12 protein-coding genes are annotated in these 14,629 nt (G+C 56.3%); 4 read left to right on the top strand and 8 right to left on the bottom strand.

All coding sequences use genetic code 11. The features are described from left to right. Positions 1–20: 20 nt before the first annotated feature. Together AC6I8A_RS09830 and AC6I8A_RS09825 are read right to left on the bottom strand one after the other, a co-directional pair. Complete coding sequence (locus AC6I8A_RS09830; protein WP_265298242.1) at positions 21–860, bottom strand: class I fructose-bisphosphate aldolase; 840 nt, start codon at positions 858–860, stop codon at positions 21–23. Further along, complete coding sequence (locus tag AC6I8A_RS09825; protein WP_497818400.1) at positions 844–2,598, bottom strand: glycerol-3-phosphate dehydrogenase/oxidase; 1,755 nt, start codon at positions 2,596–2,598, stop codon at positions 844–846. The genes AC6I8A_RS09830 and AC6I8A_RS09825 overlap by 17 nt, the downstream gene beginning before the upstream one ends. 467 nt (positions 2,599–3,065) lie before the next feature. Here AC6I8A_RS09825 and AC6I8A_RS09820 point away from each other — a divergent pair, with 467 nt between their 5' ends. Together AC6I8A_RS09820 and AC6I8A_RS09815 are read left to right on the top strand one after the other, a co-directional pair. Beyond that, entirely contained in the window at positions 3,066–4,328 is a 1,263-nt protein-coding gene (locus tag AC6I8A_RS09820; RefSeq protein WP_497818399.1) for a DUF1479 domain-containing protein, read from the top strand. Positions 4,329–4,370: 42 nt separating this feature from the next. Then, positions 4,371–5,111, top strand: a complete 741-nt coding sequence (locus AC6I8A_RS09815) for a DeoR family transcriptional regulator (RefSeq protein ID WP_497818398.1) — start codon at positions 4,371–4,373, stop codon at positions 5,109–5,111. Between the two features lie 13 nt (positions 5,112–5,124). Here AC6I8A_RS09815 and AC6I8A_RS09810 read toward each other — a convergent pair whose 3' ends face one another. The 6 genes from AC6I8A_RS09810 to AC6I8A_RS09785 form a co-directional block, all read right to left on the bottom strand. Continuing rightward, entirely contained in the window at positions 5,125–6,372 is a 1,248-nt protein-coding gene (locus AC6I8A_RS09810) for a type II toxin-antitoxin system HipA family toxin (RefSeq protein WP_293796895.1), read from the bottom strand. Beyond that, positions 6,362–6,721, bottom strand: a complete 360-nt coding sequence (locus AC6I8A_RS09805) for a helix-turn-helix domain-containing protein (RefSeq protein ID WP_293796894.1) — start codon at positions 6,719–6,721, stop codon at positions 6,362–6,364. The genes AC6I8A_RS09810 and AC6I8A_RS09805 overlap by 11 nt, the downstream gene beginning before the upstream one ends. 154 nt (positions 6,722–6,875) lie before the next feature. Continuing rightward, positions 6,876–7,829, bottom strand: a complete 954-nt coding sequence (locus AC6I8A_RS09800; protein WP_256696468.1) for a sugar-binding transcriptional regulator — start codon at positions 7,827–7,829, stop codon at positions 6,876–6,878. A 146-nt stretch (positions 7,830–7,975) separates the two neighbouring features. Then, positions 7,976–8,914 carry a sugar phosphate isomerase/epimerase family protein gene (locus AC6I8A_RS09795; RefSeq protein ID WP_293796893.1) on the bottom strand — a complete coding sequence of 313 codons (939 nt, stop codon included), beginning with the start codon at positions 8,912–8,914 and terminating at the stop codon, positions 7,976–7,978. A gap of 10 nt (positions 8,915–8,924) precedes the next feature. Further along, positions 8,925–10,451: a glycerol-3-phosphate dehydrogenase gene (locus AC6I8A_RS09790; RefSeq protein ID WP_497818397.1), complete on the bottom strand. Its 1,527-nt coding sequence runs from the start codon at positions 10,449–10,451 to the stop codon at positions 8,925–8,927. Between the two features lie 10 nt (positions 10,452–10,461). Next, on the bottom strand, positions 10,462–12,009 hold the full coding sequence (locus AC6I8A_RS09785; protein WP_497818396.1) for an FGGY-family carbohydrate kinase: 1,548 nt from the start codon (positions 12,007–12,009) through the stop codon (positions 10,462–10,464). 420 nt (positions 12,010–12,429) lie between these two features. On the opposite strand from AC6I8A_RS09785, the gene AC6I8A_RS09780 reads away from it, so the two are divergent. Together AC6I8A_RS09780 and AC6I8A_RS09775 are read left to right on the top strand one after the other, a co-directional pair. Further along, positions 12,430–13,083, top strand: a complete 654-nt coding sequence (locus tag AC6I8A_RS09780) for a DUF2291 domain-containing protein (protein ID WP_265298287.1) — start codon at positions 12,430–12,432, stop codon at positions 13,081–13,083. Then, on the top strand, positions 13,080–14,618 hold the full coding sequence (locus AC6I8A_RS09775; RefSeq protein WP_497818395.1) for a sugar ABC transporter ATP-binding protein: 1,539 nt from the start codon (positions 13,080–13,082) through the stop codon (positions 14,616–14,618). The genes AC6I8A_RS09780 and AC6I8A_RS09775 overlap by 4 nt, the downstream gene beginning before the upstream one ends. Positions 14,619–14,629 lie beyond the last annotated feature (11 nt).

Genomic DNA, 14,629 nt, shown 5'->3' with positions numbered 1-14,629 from the left:
AGCGCCGGTGCAGGTAAGGCTTAACCCTGCTGATAGATTTCCAATGCGTCCGGGCCGCTGGCGCCCTGATGAATAATCGCCATCAGCGCTTTCACCACGCGGGACGGATTATCGTGCTGATAAACATTGCGGCCATACACCATGCCGCTGGCACCTTGCGCCATCAGCGCGGCGCTTTTGGTCAGCACGCCCGCCAGTTCACCTTTGCCGCCGCCGCGCACCAGCGTGGGACAGCGCGCCGCTTCCACCACGCGATGAAAATCTTCCACGTTCTCCGTGGGATCGGCTTTGATAATATCGGCACCCAACTCACGCGCCAGCCGTACCAGCGGCACAATCTTCTCCACATCGCCCAGCGAGCCGTAAGCTACGCCTTGCCCGGCGGGAGCCATCACCAGCGGTTCAATCATCAGCGGCATAGCGTAGCGATCGCAGGCCTGACGCAGGCGGCCAATGTTTTCAACGCACATGCGGAAAATGCCCGGTTCATCGGGGATCAGATAGAGATTAACTACCACTGCGGCGGCGTCCATCTGCAACGCGGCAAGGATTGGTTCATCAGGATTGTGCAGCACCGCCCACATTTCCCGGTGACGCGCCGCGTTGTAGGCATTGCCCACATCGGTGCGCATCACCAGCGCCGGTTTACGTCCCGCCACACGTTGTAGCAGATCGGCCTGACCGTAGTTGACCTGGATCGCATCCGGCTGTGCGGCGATCAGGTTATCCATCACATCTGCAATATTCTCCAGACCGATGAGGAAATCAGGCTCGTTGGCGATACCGTGATCGATGGCGACATCCAGACATTTGCCGTGCTGAAACAGGCGCTGCATGCGCACTTTATTGGTTACTAACATGTCGTGTTTCCTCCTGAAAAACCGTGGGGTACAGGCCGGTAAGTCCGTGCAAACGCGCCAGATTGGCGCAGCCGCGCTGCAGTTGCTGCGCACGTTCACTATCGCTCCAGCCGAGCGTCGCGGCCATGATTTCGGCGATCTCCTGCACCAGCGGCGCGCTAAGTTCACCGCAAATCGCCAGCGAGGTGCGGCGTACCAGCAAATCCTCCAGCTGACAAACCTGTTCATGCTCAATCAGATAACGCAATTCGACATCGCTGTAGGCGGCGTGATGCTGCAACATTTGCTCGCCGTGCTGCTGGATCAGCGCCAGCAGCGGCAGGGCACGGCTGCCGTAACGTTTGGCGAGCTGCATCACGCGCGGCAGCGGCACGCCATAACGCTGCGCCAGTTGCGCCAGCCACGCGGTTTGTCCTGAAGGTTTGGGGAAGTCACGCCCGCCGCCAATCGGCACATCACCGGTTGATACCTGACGTTTTTCGCCGAGCAGACGCAGCACGCGATCCGCCGCTTCTTCACCGAACTGACGGAAGGTGGTCCATTTGCCACCGACTAAACAGAGCGTGCTCCAGGCGCGATTCGCGTCAGCCGGCAACACCACTAACGAGTGATTACGTGAGATTTGCCCATTAAGTTTGGCGTCGCTGGCGGGCAGCGGACGGACGCCGCAGAAGGTATACACGATGGCGGAGTCCGCCACCGCGATGTGCGGAAAGACGAAACGCAGTGACTCAAGGATGTAATCCTTTTCCTTCTCTTCGCACACCACCGCGTCAGGATCGTCCACGCGGATATCGGTGGAACCCACCAGCACCTTGCCGAACCACGGGAACATGATGCAGACGCGGCCTTCCTGATTCTCGAAATAGACCATTTCGCCATCCAGCATATGCAGCAATTCGGGGTGTTCGAGGATCAGGTGCGATCCTTTGGTGCCGCCAATCAGCCTTGGCAGATCGCGGCTGGCGGTGATGCGTTGGTTAAGCTGGTCGATCCATGCGCCACCGGCATTGACCAGCACATGCGGTTGCAGGCTAAAACGCTCGCCGCTTAACGCATCCTGCAAAATTACGGTTTCGCCCTCGGCGCTGACCAGCTGCAGATAATTGAGCGCCAGCGCCTCTGGGCAGGCTTTTTCGGCATCATCAATCAACTCGAACCCCAGCCGTTCAGGCGCGCTGATCCAGGCATCGTAATAGCTGGCGCTGTATTTCACCCAAGGCGCGAATCCCGGCCAGCGATCGCGCGTGGCGGCTTCATTGCGCACCTGATGCTTCGGCATCGATCCATATTGGCGGGTGTAGATGTCATACAGGCTGAGCCCGGTTTTAATCAGCAACGCACCACGTCGCGTCGGTTTATCGCTCAGGCGCAGAAAACGGCGGGTGGCATTGACTAAGCCGCCAGCGAGATTATCGATCGGCACCGTGGTGCGTAAGGGGAAGACATAATGCGAGGCATTTTTCAGCAGCCGGTCGCGCTCGGTGACCGACTCTTTGACCAGCGTGAACTCACCGGTTTCCAGATACCGCAAACCGCCATGAATCATGCGCGACAGCGCGCCGCTGGCCGCCTGGCACCAGTCGCCTTTTTCCACCAGAATCGCCGGAATGCCCTGCAACGCCAGCTCGCGAAACGTACTGATGCCGTTGATGCCGCCGCCGACAATCAACACCGGTGTCGACGAACGCAAGCGCAGGGCGCTCAGGCGTTGTTCGCGGGTTTTAATGTTATCCATGAGATGCTCCAGATCCAGTTCGCCAGGATGAGATCGTAGTCGCTGGAGCTGTGCTGAAGGACGAAAGGTGAAGGAATTGTTAATAGAAGGAATAAGAGTTGAGAGGCTGGTCACTTAACTGGTCTTTGGAAGACTGACGGATCTGTATTAAGCGAAGGCGTTATCCAATTACAGGGCGAAAAGCGGTAAGGAGAGATTAAGGGCTGGCAACTTGGATAGCGCAATGCTCTCGGCGCAGCAGTGCGTGGATGCCATTCTGCAAGCGTTACCGAAAACGTCAAAATCCTGATCGTTGAGTGGTGGCGTTCAATTCGTGGCCACTTTCACCTGAAAGCTATTTTTCAATCTTAATGTGATCAACTTCCGGATTCGACGGTTGTGGCATTGTTTATTGCTGCGCATTTGTTATGAATGAAGCGCAATTTAGTTTCGAATGAAAAGCGCAAGTTAACGAATCGGAGCATGTCATGAATAATACTTTCACTTCATTGCAACAACCTGATGATTTCAAACAAAACGTTCGCCTGATGAAAAGCGTGCTGAGAGAGCAGATCGGAGATGTCGAAGGCCTGTTTGAACAAGTCAGAAGCAAAATCGTCAGCGAAATTGCCGCCGCTCGTGCGGAAGAGGTGCAAAACGGCAGCGCGTGGCCGCAGGTCAGCCAGCAGGATATTGCGGCGGGACGCATCAGTGATGAGGTGAAGGATCATATCCGTCGACGCGGTTGTGTGGTGGTGAAGCAAACTTTCCCGCGCGAACAGGCGCTGGCGTGGGATGAGTCGATGCTCACGTACCTCGATGACAACGATTTCGACAATGTCTATAAAGGGCCGGGCGATAACTTCTTCGGCAACCTTGATGCGTCCCGTCCGGAAATCTACCCGATTTACTGGAGCGATGCGCAGATGTCAGCGCGCCAAAGCGATGCCATGGCCCAAACGCAATCATTCCTCAATCGCTTGTGGACCTTTGAGTCACGCGGCACACGCTGGTTTGAACCTGACGTCAGCATTATATATCCCGATCGCATTCGTCGCCGCTTGCCGGGCACCACCTCCAAAGGTCTCGGCGCGCACACCGATTCAGGCGCGCTGGAGCGTTGGTTATTGCCAGCGTATCAGCAGGTGTTCAGCAAAATATTCACCAACCAGTTTGATCAATACGATCCCTGGGATGCGGCGCATCGCACAGAAGTGAATGAGTATCAATCGGGCACCACCACCAAGTGCTCGGTATTCCGGACTTTTCAGGGCTGGACTGCGCTGTCGGATATGCAGATTGGTCAGGGCTTGCTGCATGTGGTGCCGGTGCCGGAAGCGATGGCCTATTTGTTGCTGCGTCCGTTGCTGAAAGATGTGCCGGAAGATGAGTTGTGCGGCGTCGCGCCGGGCAAAGTGTTGCCGGTATCGGCGCAGTGGCATCCGGAACTGATTGACGGCTTGTGTTCGATTCCTGCGCTGCAGGCTGGCGATTCGGTATGGTGGCACTGCGATGTGATCCATTCGGTTGCGCCAGTAGACGATCAGCAAGGCTGGGGCAATGTGATGTACATTCCCGCCGCGCCGCTGTGCGAGAAAAATGCCGCCTACGCGACCAAAGTGGCGCAAGCGCTGGCCACCGGTGCATCGCCGAGTGATTTCCCGCAGGAGGATTACGAAACGCAGTGGCGCGATCGCTTCACCCTCGATGCGTTAAATATCAACGGTCGCCGCAGTCTCGGATTGGGCTAAATTTCTGGTAAGCTTGACAAAAACTTCACAGTAGCGGGTGTTATGAACGCACGTCATCAGCAGATTATCCAATTGGTTAGCGAGCGCGGCAGCGTCAGCGTTAATGAGCTGGCGCACACCACCGGCGTCTCGGAAGTGACCGTGCGTCAGGATCTCAATCTCCTCGAGAAAGGCGGCTTTCTGCGCCGCGTGCACGGTTCTGCCGTGGCACCAGAAAGTGATGACGTCGGCGCGCGTATGCAAACCCGCTTCGCGGTGAAAAAGCGATTGGCCGCATACGCAGCGTCGCTGGTGAACAGCGGTGAAACGGTGTTTATCGAAGGCGGCAGCACCAACGCCTTGCTGGCGCGTGAACTGAGTGAACGCAACGACATCACCATCATTACCGTGAGCCATTACATCGCCGGATTGCTGCGCGAAAAGGGCGGCGATGTGATCATCCTCGGCGGCCTGTTCCAGAAAAGCAGTGAATCGGTGGTGGGACCGCTGACGCGTTTGTGTATTCAGCACCTCAATTTCCACAAGGCGTTCATCGGCATTGATGGCTGGGATGTCGTCACCGGCTTTACCGGCCGCGATATGTTGCGCTGTGACGTGGTCAACGCCATCATGGAAAAACCCACGCACACCATCGCGTTGACGGATTCCTCAAAGTTTGGCCAGATTCATCCATTTGCGCTGGCACCGCTTCAGCCGTTTAAACAACTGATCACCGATGCCGAACTGGAGGCGAGCTATCTAAAAACGCTGCGTGAGATGGGCGTGGAAGTAAGTTTGGTTTAATTTACGCGATCAGTTATTCAAGTGAAAAAGGATTGATGAATTGCCTGTTCCACAGACTTTCCCGATCCACCTGGCTCAATTCGGCTTCATCACAAACATGATGCCAATAGGTTTCGATAGCCGTTTTTAACATCATGAAATGCGTATGCGCGTCAGTGCGGCTCAAAGCAAAGTGGTGAGCTGCATCCAGGCAGCTGCTCATGCGACTTAAATTATTGTTGCCGCTTATCAGCATCGCCTGCGAGGCTTCGTTGCCAGCGCGGCCCTGCGGGCAAATATCATAAGCAGGCGTAAGACTGAAGCTTTTACCATCCCAGAATGCAGCATGATTACGGGCATGGTCATCGGTATTGCCGCAGAGAATATTGAAGCAAAGCCGTTTATACAGTTCCAGCAAAGTCTCTTTGGGCGACGCAAATCGCTGACGAATAATTTCAGCGAGTGTTTCGTAACTGGCATAGCGCGCCAGCATATCGTCGAGTTCAAACAAGGTCAGCGCCGAAAGCATTACTTTTCGTGTCCATCCATCAGCTTTTTGTTCGCGGTCGAAACGCTCGATCATGATCACATCGCGTCCAGCTGCTTTGACTAACTTGACCGGGGCGACATGCAAACCTGCCAACTGCGCCAATCGCATCGCCAGGAATTCGCCTTTCACTACATTCCAGATATCCGCACTGGCAGAAAATTTAGCAATGTATTTTTTTCCCTCAGCCTCGATCAGCGCTTTGGGCCGCGCGCCACCGATCGACGTCCCATGGAAAAGCGCCTGATCCAATTCAGGTGTTAACGGCACGCCTTTTTCGACCCGATCAGCAGACTCCAGTAATTCATGAAGGGTGACATTCGCAGCCGATCGCGGAATGTACTCCGTTGCCGAGTGCTGGAAATCCAGGGCACCAATGCGATCTGAACCAGACTCGATGAGATACGTTAGCTCATCGAGTATTCCGGTATCGACGTTGGCACCTTTCCGTCCCATTCGACGGTTGATAATGACACGTCGTCCCCAGGCATCAGGCGCGCTATCACGAATACAGCCCGCAATCTTTAACCCATTCAGCGGCGGTATAACGCCAGTCTGCAGAGGAAGTTCATTGGGATTGAGCGGGATGCGGTTTTCTCGCTGTAGATAACTACGACCATAGTTGAAAAACAGCGTATCGTCTTCAGCCTCTATCCTGCCCGCCACCACTGGCGATATCTCACCTGGAAGCCATATCCATATGTAAGCGTCTCTTAAACGCGCTTCAGAAGTCATCCTTCACCTTCCTGCTGCTCTTTATTTTGCTGGTGTGTTTAGGTAACAGCTTTAGCTTTTCCTCAACACGATTTCGATGACTGACCAATGAGGGCAAACTCACCTCTGTATCAAACAGGGGAATACCCAGGATGGCCGCAATCTCAAAATAACTGCCAATCTGACATTTCACATCGCCTTGCTCAATACGATGTAAAGTCCCACGCGAAATGCCAGCTCTTTCAGCCAATTCGGATACCGGAATTTGCTTCTCGATACGTTCAGCACGAATCAAGGAAGCCAATAAGGCAATCGCTTCCTGCGCATAACGTGAGGGAGGTGAAGTGAAAGAGGTCATCATCTGTTCCATGCATGGTACCAATAAGCGTTATATGTACTCTATGTGGAACATTTTAAACATAAGCGTATGTTTTTTCCAATGCTGCATGCTGGCGTGGATGTTCTCTATATAGTACCAATAAGCATCATTGGTACTATATAGAGAACATCTTACTACTCTTTTTTTAACCCACCAATTCCTGCGCCGTCAATTCATCCGTGATCAAACCGGTCACCAAACCGCTGGCCAGCACGGCGCGAATCGCAGCGACTTTACTGGCGCCGCCCGCCAGGGCGACAATCTCTGCGCGATGCGAAAGATCGAGATCCACCGACAAGGTGCGTGCCGTCAGGTTGGTGTGAATCATCTGCCCGTTGGCATCGAAGAAGTGGCCCAGCAGTTCGCCGACCGCTCCGGATGAGGAGATATCATTGATCTCCGCTTCATCAATCATGCCGGCTTCAACCAGTTGAGCGGCGGGTTCCACGGTGCCAATGCCCACCAGTTTGACTTCACTCTGCGCCGCCATGGCAAACACCTCGCTCACACCTCGCTGCGCCAGCAACACTTCACGATCTTCCTGAGTATTCGCAAAGAAAGGCACCGGCATCATGTAAGCCTGCGCACCGGTTTTCTCGGCGATGCGATGCATGACGTCATGGGGATTGAGCGCGTAGTTGCGGGTTAAACAGCCGAGCAGCGAGACAAAGCGCATGTGCGGCGCATCAATACGCGGCAATTGATGGATGGCGGCGGAAAGGGTGCGGCCGTGTCCCAGACCTAGCGTGGTAGAAGGCGACGCGGTGAGCAAATTACGCAGATAATCCGCGCCCGCCATGCCCAGCGCACGTACCGGCAAACCTTCTTCACCAAGGTCAGGCGCGACATGACAGAAGTTAAGCGCGAATTTCGCCCGCAGCCGATCTTCTAACGCAACGCAGGCGACAATATCGCCATCGATAGACACCTTCACCGCGCCTTCCGCCACCATGCGCGCAATCATGCGGTGCGTTTTCACCGATGGCAGCCCGAGTCGTTTCGCCACTTCCGCCTGCGTCAAACCACCGACGTAATGCAGCCAGGCGGCGCGCAGCGCCAGAGATTCGTCGCGTTCAGTCGAGGTTGGTGCCGGTTTCATGAGTTGTCCTTTGGTTTAAATTGTGCACTTTGGCCCTCATCCCAACCTTCTCCCGCAGGCGGGAGAAGGAGCCGATCGAGCAGCCTGCGCGGACAGTTCCCTCGCCCGCTTGCGGGAGAGGGTTAGGGTGAGGGGAAATGCGCACCTCACTCCGCCAAATGCAGATCCTGCACGCCGGTATCAATATGTCCGGCCCAGAAGGCGACGCTTTCGGCGATCTCGGCTACCACCTTGCTGTCGGTTGGCTCGCGCTCTTTAAAGCTCAGTTCAAGGCAGATCTCATTATCCTGCGCGCCGCCGCGCGCCAGCGCGTCCAGCAGCGGCTGCGGCTGTATGCGGCCGCCGGCATTGTACTGCAATGTAAAAGGTCTGTGTCCGCCTTTATCCAGCATGCTCTGTTTAATATGGATAATCGGAGAATAACGCGGCACCGCTTCGGCCCACGCATAGGGATCGTAATCGCGCGGATCGGCGGAGGTAACATCACCGTGATCGATATCCGCCATCATCCACATCGGCAGCGCCATCGAGGCTTCGCTCAAACGCTGCTGCAGCGCTAAACAGGCCGGAATGGTTTCACCAAACTCGCGGCCCACACTCATCGGTTCCCAAAACAGGTATGTCAATCCGGCGGCTTTGGCGTGTTCGGCAACGTCGGCCCAGCAATCAATGGCGATATCGATCAATGCGTCGCGGCGCGCAACATCGTTGAAATCCTGCTGAGTAAAGATGGCGAACTGCGATCCCACCGAATCGCCACCCAGTTCGGCGGTGATATCGGCGAAGGTTTTAAACCAGTCCACGTAATAGCGGCGCACTTCAACATCAGGATGGCCAAAATGGTTGAGGCGGCCATACGGCCCGGTCATGCCGGAGGTCACGCGCACGCCGGTGGTGCGCAGCGCCTGCTGCATGCGGCGCGTCATGCGCGTGATGGTCGCAGCGGGCCAGCCGGGATTGATGAATTCATGGGTGAGCTGCACATCACGAATGCGGATCTGCTGCGCCACGGTGTGAATCAAATCCTGCGGTTCGGCAAAGCGATTCACCAGTGGATTGGTATTCAGTGACAGCGTTAACGGCATGATTCACCTCTTATCCAGCATGCGCACGCAGCGGCGCGGGAGCAACAAAGGTGGCGTTGAACCACTGGGTAAAAGCCTGTTGCTGCGCCTCATCGAGGTGCAATTTATGCTTGGTGCGACGCCACAACACATCCTCAGCCTGCTGCGCCCACTCGTTTTCCACCAGATAACGCACTTCAGCTTCATACAGCTGCCCACCAAAGTGACGGCCAAGTTCGCCCAACGCATTGGCGTAACCGATCAACTTATCGATACGCGTGCCATACAGCCGCGCATAGTGTTTGCGCAGCGGCTGCGGCAGCCACGGCCAGCGCGCTTTAACCTGCTCTAAGAAGCTGTCGAAATCGGCGTGTGGCATATCGCCGCCTGGTAAGGTGGCGCCCCGCGTCCAGTCCGCTCCCATGTTGGGAAAGAACGGTGCCAGCTTCTGAATGGCGTGTTCAGCCAGCTTGCGGAAGGTGGTGATCTTGCCGCCAAACACATGCAGCAGCGGGGCGTTTTGCTGATCGTCGAGGTCAAACACGTAATCACGCGTCACCGCCGATGGATTGCCTTTGCCGTCATCAAACAGCGGACGCACGCCGGAGAAGCGCGTGATCACATCGCTGGCGCGCAGTTTCACCTTGAAGTAGCGATTCACCACATCGATCAGGTATTGCTGCTCGCTGTCGTCGGCGGTGACCGCTTCCGCTTTGCCCTGCCACGGAATATCGGTGGTGCCGATCAGCGCTTTATCGCCCTCATACGGATTGATAAAAATCACCCGCTTGTCGGTGTTCTGCACCAGATACGCCTGCTGACCTTCCCAGAATTTCGGCACGATGATGTGCGAGCCTTTGACCAGCCGCACGTTGCGACTGCTTTTGGTGTGCGTCACCTGATTAACGATATCCAGCACCCACGGCCCGGCGGCGTTGACCAGCACTTTGGCAAACACGGTGCGCGAGGTACCGCTGACATCCTGCAGGGTGATTTCCCATTTGCCGTTGTGACGTGTTGCCGCCACGCAGCGGGTGCGCGGCAGAATGGTAGCGCCACGCTCGGCGGCATCCAGCGCATTCAGCATCACCAGCCGCGCATCATCCACCCAGCAATCGGAGTACTCGAATCCTTTGCTGTAGCTGTCCAGCAGCGGCGCACCTTCGGGATCGCGGCGTAAATCCAGCGAACGCGTGCCCGGCAGTTTCTGACGGCCGCCAAGGTGGTCATAGAGAAACAGGCCGAGGCGCACCAGCCACGCCGGACGATCGGTTGGGCTATGCGGCAACACAAAGCGCATCGGCCAGATGATATGCGGCGCGGCGTTGAGCAGTACTTCGCGCTCGATCAGCGCCTCACGCACCAGACGAAACTCGTAATACTCCAGATAACGCAGGCCGCCGTGCACCAGCTTGCCGGAGCGCGATGAGGTGCCCTGCGCGAGGTCATCTTTCTCACACATCATCACCGACAAGCCGCGACCGGCGGCGTCACGCGCGATACCCGCACCGTTGATACCGCCGCCAATCACAAATAGATCCAGCATGTGTTCACTCATGATTTACTCCTTAAAACTGTTTTAGCGCGTGCCAGGCGGCAGGAAGATCGTTACGCATCTGCTGATAGGTGGGGAACAGCTGGTTGTAGCGCTGCCTCAGTTCGCTGGCCGGTGCTTCGGGCGCATCCAGCAGCGGCATCACCCAGGTTTTGACGCAGCTCTCCATCGACGGATACGCGCCAATCGCTACCGCCGCCATCATCGCGGTACCGGCCGCACCGGCTTCGTCGCGCTGGCTGATGCGCACCGGCGCCCCAATGCAGGCCGACAAAATCTGGCGTAACGGCTGCGAACGCACTGCGCCGCCGGTTAACCGGATTTCCCCCGGTAAACTGCCCATCGCCTGATAGCAATCGCGCGCGGCAAAACCAATGCCTTCGATTACCGCCCGCACCAGATCGCCAAAATTGTGGGTGTAACTCAGGCCGGTAAAGCTGGCGCGCGCTTCGGCATTAACAAACGGTCCGCGCTCACCGGCAATCGAGATATAAGGGTGATAAAGCAGGCTGCCGGGTTTGGCCGCGTTGAGCCAGCGATCGATATGTCCCACCAAACGGGCATGATCGATTTCGCAACCAAAGCTGTTGAGCAGATCGCTGGCGAGATTCAGCAGCCAGTCGAGATTGAGCGTCGATGCCATATTGGTTTGCACCTGGGTGACATAGCCCGGCCACGGCAGCGGAATCACGTAGCCGGTTTGCGCCGGATTCAGCCACACCTCATCGATGGTGACGCTGCGCAGATGCACGCCAGTTGATCCAACAATTGAGCAAGCGGTATTGGCTTCCCCGGTATGCACGCCTGCGCCAAGCGCGGTCATCGCCATATCGACATAGCCGAGGCAGATCGGCGTGCCGGCCCGTAAACCGGTGGCCTGCGCGGCTTCAGCGGTTAACGGATGCGTGGTTTGCGTGCCTTCGATAATTTCCGGTAGCAGATGACGACGCTGTTCCAGCCCCAGCGCGGCAATCACCTGATCGTCATAACGCTGGTGGCGGAAGTTGCCAAAGGTAAAGCTCGCCTCGGAAGGATCGGTGGCGCGAATACCAGTGAGATTGAGGTAAAGCCAATCCTTGCAGTGCAGCGCCACTTCGCAGTGGGCTAACAGTTCGGGGTAGAAGTGATCCATGTGCGCCAGCTGCGATCCCTGCTGACAGGTGTTGAGTCCGGTGCCGGTAGCGCGAAAGCGGGCGGCGGCTAACGGGTGCTGATTGAGTTTTTCAACCGTTGGTGCCGCGCGCGCATCCAGCCAGATCCACGCATCGCCGACCGGCTGATTGTGGGCACCCACCAGCCAGCTGCCGTCGCCCTGGGCGGTGACGGCCACCGCCACAACCCGCGCGGCAAGGTTGTCGACGCGCTCGCCCAGTTTACGTATCGCGGTGACCGCATCCTGCCAGGTTTGGCTCATTGACTGCTGCGCCGCGCCGCCTTCGCTGCGGTAATAACGGTTACGCACCGATGCGCATGCCAGTTGCGTGCCTTCCAGATCAAACGCCACCGCTTTAACCACCGAGGTGCCGGAATCCAGACCCAGAATGATATCGCCACTGTCCACATACACCTCCGAAAGAAGAGTTCAATTCATCGCCGCCAACACCGAAAGGTGTTAACGGGCTGTGATGAATTTGCTAAATAATGTCTTACACCACTTCTCACTGAGATAACATATAAACTGTATTATTTTTCGATAAAACTAATAAATTTCATTTCGGATAGCGAAGCAGATCACGGATTAGGTGGTAAATCCTCACAAGAAGAAATGAGACATCACGGAAAAAAAGCTTATATGGCGGGGTTTAATGCGCTTTGTGACGAGGCCGACATCAAATAAGCGATCCAGATCGCTCTCCTGAAAAAATTGCGCGCCACCTGTTGACAATTTAGTCACACCAGCACAATTCTCATCACACAAGTTATCACATTTATAACATTGTCGGCGCGATTATCGCAGCTGATGTCAGTGAGAGGTCTCGTTATGTCCGATGTCTCAATTCAGGCCCAGCAAATCTCCCGTAAGCGCGTGCGGCGCTACGCCACCCTCGGTGTGGTGGTGATCGCGGTGATCGCGGCGATGGCGCTCGACACCAAGGTGGTAAAAATGGGTTCCGCCGAAGATGCGCAGGAGCAAGGCTTCTCGCCCGAGAGTTACGGCCAGAAAACCTTCCCGACCATTCAGCAGGATGTTGCATCACGCGCGGTAGACGCCAAAACGTTAGCCGATGCGCTGCAAACCAATCAGCAGGAAGCAGTACAGAAGTATGGCGTTGGCGCGCCGCTGCCGGTGTTTGCCGTTAAATTCTCCGGCGTGGTGCAAGCGGGGCAGATGGGCATCTTCCCGCTGAAAATCGACGGATTACCGGCAGATATGCAGGTGCGGCTGCAAACCGGTCCGGCGATTACCGGCACCGATCTGCGTGACGCCAACGGTAAGATTCAGTTCGGCGATTTCACTAACCAAATCGAGTATCAAAATGCCGGTTCGGCGATCAATCGTGCGATGAAAAGCGCGGTGCTCGACAAGCTGGACCGCGATGCATTGCCGGGTAAAACCGTGCAGGTGGTTGGCGTGTTCCGCTTACTCAACGCGAAAAACTGGATGGTGACGCCGGTCAGCATGGAGGTGAAATGAAACCGTTCAACCTCAATCCCGCCTTGCTGAAAGGCGAAGTGATTCTGCAGGCGCGCAACGTGAGTAAAGTGTACGGCTCCACACACGCGCTGAAGGGCGTCAATTTCGAAATTCGTCGTGGCGAAGTGACCACGCTGTTTGGTGAAAACGGCGCGGGTAAATCGACGCTGATGAAAATTTTGTCTGGCGTGATTACGCCAACAACCGGGGAAATCTTATTAAACGGCGAGGAGAAGACCTTTCGATCCGCCACCGAAGCGCGTGACTGCGGCATCTCGATTATCCATCAGGAGTTGAATCTCGCGCCAAATATGAACGTGCGCGACAACATCTTTATGGGGCGCGAAATCATGAAGCCGGGCGGCGTCGATTATGCCGAAGAGGCGCGCGTGACGGCGCACCTGATGGCAGCGCTGGAGGAGGAGATTGATCCGCTAACGCCAGTGGAAAACCTGCGTCTGGGCCAGCAGCAGATTGTGGAGATTGCGCGCGCGCTGTCGGTCAATTCGCAGATTCTGATCATGGATGAACCCACCTCGGCACTCAGCGCAGCAGAAGTGGCGGTGCTGTTCCAGGTGATCCGTGATTTAACCAGCCAGGGCGTGGCGATTGTCTATATCTCGCATCATCTCGAAGAGGCGCTGGAGATTACCGATCGTGCGGTGGTGCTGCGCGATGGCGTGATGACCGCCTATGCCAAACGCGATGAGATCGATCTCGAATGGATCGTGCGCAACATGGTCGGCGATCACTTTGATCTGGGATCGCCGCCGCAGGGCTACGACTTCGGGCTGCCGGCGCTAACGGTGAAAGATCTGACGCTGAAAAGCAAAACCGGCATTCGGCTGGTGGACAACTTATCGCTGGCGGTGCAAGCCGGCGAGATCGTCTGCATTTACGGGCTGATGGGCGCGGGGCGCACCGAGTTGCTGGAGTGCATCGCCGGACGTCTGCATCAAAGCAGCGGCCATATTCTGTTGCAGGACACCGATATCTCCGCGCTGAACATCTCGCAACGCATTCAAATTGGGCTGGCGCTGGTGCCAGAAGATCGGCAGCGCGATGGCCTGGTACAAACCATGTCGGTGGGGGAAAACCTGTCGCTCGCCAGCATCGGCGACTTTGTACGCGGACTGGTGCTCTCCAGAAGCCGGGAAAAACAGCTGGTCAACGACAGCATTCGTAACGTGACGGTGAAAACCGCCGGTGGCGACGCGGCGATTGGCTCGCTCTCCGGTGGCAATCAGCAAAAAGTGGTGATCGGCAAAATGCTCGCCACCCGTCCCAAAGTGATTCTGCTGGATGAGCCGAGTCGTGGCATCGATATCGGTGCCAAAGCGGAAGTGTTTCGCCTGCTGGCGGAGAACGCCAAAAAGGGGCTGGCGGTGGTGTATACCACCTCGGAAGTGGGCGAATGCCTGAGTATTGCTCATCGCATTGTGGTGATGAGCAAAGGGCGCATCTCCGCCATCTTCGACGCAAGCGTCAGTAAAGAACGCATTATGGCCGCTTCAGGCGAGTCTCTGGTGGCATGACATGAAAAGTG

The sequence above is a fragment of the Pantoea sp. X-Soil-ISGK-275 genome (genome assembly GCF_059730795.1).
The sequence above is the reverse complement of the archived record's forward strand: the minus strand, read 5'-3'. Positions and strand labels throughout refer to the sequence as shown.

Excerpts from the sequence above, each read along its gene's own strand:
- AC6I8A_RS09830 (WP_265298242.1), bottom strand. The coding sequence starts at position 860 with ATGTTAGTAACCAATAAAGTGCGCATGCAGCGCCTGTTTCAGCACGGC.
- AC6I8A_RS09825 (WP_497818400.1), bottom strand. The coding sequence starts at position 2,598 with ATGGATAACATTAAAACCCGCGAACAACGCCTGAGCGCCCTGCGCTTG.
- AC6I8A_RS09820 (WP_497818399.1), top strand. The coding sequence starts at position 3,066 with ATGAATAATACTTTCACTTCATTGCAACAACCTGATGATTTCAAACAA.
- AC6I8A_RS09815 (WP_497818398.1), top strand. The coding sequence starts at position 4,371 with ATGAACGCACGTCATCAGCAGATTATCCAATTGGTTAGCGAGCGCGGC.
- AC6I8A_RS09810 (WP_293796895.1), bottom strand. The coding sequence starts at position 6,372 with ATGACTTCTGAAGCGCGTTTAAGAGACGCTTACATATGGATATGGCTT.
- AC6I8A_RS09805 (WP_293796894.1), bottom strand. The coding sequence starts at position 6,721 with ATGGAACAGATGATGACCTCTTTCACTTCACCTCCCTCACGTTATGCG.
- AC6I8A_RS09800 (WP_256696468.1), bottom strand. The coding sequence starts at position 7,829 with ATGAAACCGGCACCAACCTCGACTGAACGCGACGAATCTCTGGCGCTG.
- AC6I8A_RS09795 (WP_293796893.1), bottom strand. The coding sequence starts at position 8,914 with ATGCCGTTAACGCTGTCACTGAATACCAATCCACTGGTGAATCGCTTT.
- AC6I8A_RS09790 (WP_497818397.1), bottom strand. The coding sequence starts at position 10,451 with ATGAGTGAACACATGCTGGATCTATTTGTGATTGGCGGCGGTATCAAC.
- AC6I8A_RS09780 (WP_265298287.1), top strand. The coding sequence starts at position 12,430 with ATGTCCGATGTCTCAATTCAGGCCCAGCAAATCTCCCGTAAGCGCGTG.
- AC6I8A_RS09775 (WP_497818395.1), top strand. The coding sequence starts at position 13,080 with ATGAAACCGTTCAACCTCAATCCCGCCTTGCTGAAAGGCGAAGTGATT.